Source organism: Halorhodospira abdelmalekii (assembly GCF_016583625.1).
Lineage (GTDB): Bacteria > Pseudomonadota > Gammaproteobacteria > Nitrococcales > Halorhodospiraceae > Halorhodospira > Halorhodospira abdelmalekii.
On record NZ_NRRN01000153.1, the window covers coordinates 1 to 538 of the forward strand.

Here is a 538-nt window from a genome sequence, read left to right on the forward strand (position 1 = left end):
CCCGAAAAGGCAGCAGTGGCTTAACGGGAGCAGGCAGCTGTAGGCACGAGAGCAATCCAGCGACCTCGACGCCGGCATTGAACCGCTCTCGCAGTGCTTTGTCGAGATCGAAGCGCGGCTCGATGCGCTCACGCAGCCCGGTGTGCTCGGACTCCTCGGGCGTTGGTGCGATGGCTGCGCGTACGGGATTGAGATCGACGTACGCCATGCAGGCGAGCAGTGCAGCATCGCCGCAGAGGGCTTGCGACTTGAAGCGCGCTTCCCAGAAGTGGCCCTTACAGCCGTCTTCTTTGTTGGCCTGTCGGGCGATGGGCTCGTTGAGGCAGCGCATAAACCAGCTCAAATCCCCCAGTCGCTCCCGGTAGGTCTCGATCCACTCGGCGAGTTCGATCTCCTCAATGGCATCGAGTGGCTTGCCGGCCAGATGCTTCTGCATCACGGGTGCGCCTTTATAGACGGCACGCCAGCGCTCGATGACCTCCTCATCGGACCACTCTTCGGTCTGACTGGGGTCAAGTTTGACGACGATGTGGCAGTG

1 protein-coding gene is annotated in these 538 nt (G+C 61.7%); it reads right to left on the reverse strand.

Translation table 11 applies throughout. The features are described from left to right. On the reverse strand, positions 1-436 hold a 436-nt coding region (locus tag CKO15_RS13900; protein ID WP_476729776.1), incomplete at its 3' end, for a transposase. Positions 437-538 lie beyond the last annotated feature (102 nt).